The organism is Microbispora hainanensis (assembly GCF_006874475.1).
Taxonomy (GTDB): Bacteria; Actinomycetota; Actinomycetes; order Streptosporangiales; family Streptosporangiaceae; genus Microbispora; species Microbispora hainanensis.
On sequence record NZ_VIRM01000123.1, the window covers coordinates 1 to 1,984 of the forward strand.

The following is a 1,984-nucleotide window of genomic DNA, read 5'->3' on the forward strand; positions in this document are numbered from 1 at the left end:
CGCCTTCGGCGATGCCGAGTTGCCGGCGCTCGGGCTCGGTTGGCATGCGGGCTGTTACCTGGGCGCCGGATGTGATGGAGACGATGACAGCCTCTCCCTGCTCCCGGACGCGTGAGCCTCGCAGCTCCGTCACGATGAGTCCCTCTCCCCTCAGCACTGCGATAGCGCGGCGTACCGAGTCGCGGGAGATGCCGTACTCAGCGACGTAATCGCTCTCGGCGGGGAGCCGCTGTCCGGGGCGGTACTCCCCCGCCTCGATGCGCGCCCGGATCAGGTCGGCGAGTTGCTTGTAGACCGGGCGGTCGGCGCTGGGGTCGATCGTCATAGCGCCGAAGCTACGTAGCAGTATAGGCGCATCCCATTGCACGTATGTACGTACATAGCTACTGTGACTGAGGAATGGTTCCCTCTTGATCGGGTGGCTCATGACGGTGCAGGACCTTGCAGCGCAGTTTCCGGACTGGGTGATCTGGCGCGGGGCAAGCGAGACGGGCCCTCAGGGCTGGTACGCAACGCGGCGGGCGGTATCACTGAGCGCTGAGCAGCTCAGCGCTGGTCTGGCGCAGACCGTGTGGAGCGATGATGCACCTTCCTTGGCGCTTGAGCTGGGAAGACAGAACGAGATCGCTTCACGCCTCGCGATCACCGCAAGCAGCCAGGACGGTGAAGCTTGAGCCTGGTGGCGACGCCCACGCGCTCTCCCGCTTTGGTGGTGGCCGAGCAACTCAGGGGCGAGCTGGAACGCCTTGGTGTCGTCGCCGACGTTCACGAGGGTGACGGTGTCGCACTGCTGTCGGTGTGGCTTCACCTCGTGGTGTGGTGTGAGCGGGGGCCGGAGGGATGGCGCTACCGCTGGTGGACCGGCCGCGTCTCGCAGCGTTCGGGCCGGTGGATCTACACCGGATGCCGAGCGCTTGCGGTAAAGACGGCGGCGCAGCGGATCGCCACGCGCTATGCCGAGCTTCGCCGTGATCCTTCATCTTCCTCGCTGCCGTGGTGATGCCGGTGGCCAAGAACACTCCCCCGCCTGCGAATCGCCGTCCGCGGAAACCGTCTGATGTGCTTGAGCTGATCGCGGCCTGCGTAGGAATTCATCCAGCCGCCGAACAGCGCGAGTGTGAGGAGATCGAGTGGTTGGAGAGCCTGCCTCGGGCGGCTTCCATCCGCGTCCGCCGGCACACCTGCGACTGCCAACCTGTCGTCTATGAGCTGTGCCAAGCGGGCGGCTTGATGTTCGTGCGGCGCTACGACCGCTCGGACGGGGTGCTCATCGAGGAGAGCGAGTGGCTCCGCCCCCCTGCCGCCGAGCACCTGTGGACGAGGATTCTGCTTGGTCAGGCGCGATGACGACGCATGCCGCCGGGGCTCGCCGTCCCGCCAGCGCCGCGCAGAGGGTGCGGCGCTGGCGGGATGCGCCCACGTCGATGTCTGCTGGACCTCGACCGGTGATGACCCTCCCGGCGGCGCGCAGTGCTGCGGATGCGGCACCTGGTGGCGTGCCGATCTCATCCCTCCCGATGTACGGCCGCGCTCTTCGGCTGATGAGGCGTCGGGTCGGCGGCCTTGGCCAGGGTGAGGAACGCTCTCGTGATCTCGCGTACGGCCGTCTCAACGTCCAGGCGGTCGGTGTCGATGCGGAGATGGAAAAAGCCGTCGTCGGTATTGGCGGTGAGGTCGGCGAGGGTCTCGTCCCAGGCTTTTAGCCGTTGGACGGTGTCGGCGTCTCCGCGGCCTTCCGAACGCTGCCCGCTGACCTCGCGGGGAACCCACAGCAGCACGCGCAGCCACGCGTCCGGCCTGCGGCCGATGAGGCGGCGTAGGTCGGCGATGTTGCCCATGTGCGCGACCGGTACCTGTCCGGCGGCGGTCATGTCTTCGATGTGCCGGCGGTCGACGGCGTACACGTTGCCGTACCGGTGGGTCTCCAGCAGCAAGCGGCCTTCGCGACGCAGTTCGTCGAGCCGTTCGGCGGTGACGAACTCGT

Annotated in this window: 5 protein-coding genes; 3 read left to right on the forward strand and 2 right to left on the reverse strand. The window is 67.2% G+C overall.

Annotated features, from left to right (window positions below):
- Window positions 1-325, reverse strand: a 325-nt coding sequence (locus tag FLX08_RS39715) for a GntR family transcriptional regulator (protein WP_142625404.1), incomplete at its 3' end; no start/stop codon positions are given.
- A gap of 100 nt (window positions 326-425) precedes the next feature.
- Between FLX08_RS39715 and FLX08_RS39720 the strand changes: the two genes are divergently transcribed.
- From FLX08_RS39720 to FLX08_RS39730, 3 genes are read left to right on the forward strand one after another with little or no spacing between them, the layout of a single operon-like run.
- Complete coding sequence (locus tag FLX08_RS39720; protein WP_142625405.1) at window positions 426-674, forward strand: hypothetical protein; 249 nt, start codon at window positions 426-428, stop codon at window positions 672-674.
- Window positions 671-1,000 (forward strand): hypothetical protein, encoded by a 330-nt coding sequence (locus FLX08_RS39725; protein WP_142625406.1) that lies wholly within the window; start codon window positions 671-673, stop codon window positions 998-1,000. The genes FLX08_RS39720 and FLX08_RS39725 overlap by 4 nt, the downstream gene beginning before the upstream one ends.
- Before the next feature lie 59 nt (window positions 1,001-1,059).
- Window positions 1,060-1,347, forward strand: a complete 288-nt coding sequence (locus FLX08_RS39730; protein ID WP_244313241.1) for a hypothetical protein — start codon at window positions 1,060-1,062, stop codon at window positions 1,345-1,347.
- 158 nt (window positions 1,348-1,505) lie between these two features.
- Here the strand turns inward: FLX08_RS39730 and FLX08_RS39735 are convergent.
- Window positions 1,506-1,984, reverse strand: a 479-nt coding sequence (locus FLX08_RS39735) for a guanylate kinase (protein WP_142625407.1), incomplete at its 5' end; no start/stop codon positions are given.

What these genes read in the sequence shown, in the direction of transcription:
- FLX08_RS39720 (WP_142625405.1), top strand. Translation starts at nt 426, where the DNA reads ATGACGGTGCAGGACCTTGCAGCGCAGTTTCCGGACTGGGTGATCTGG.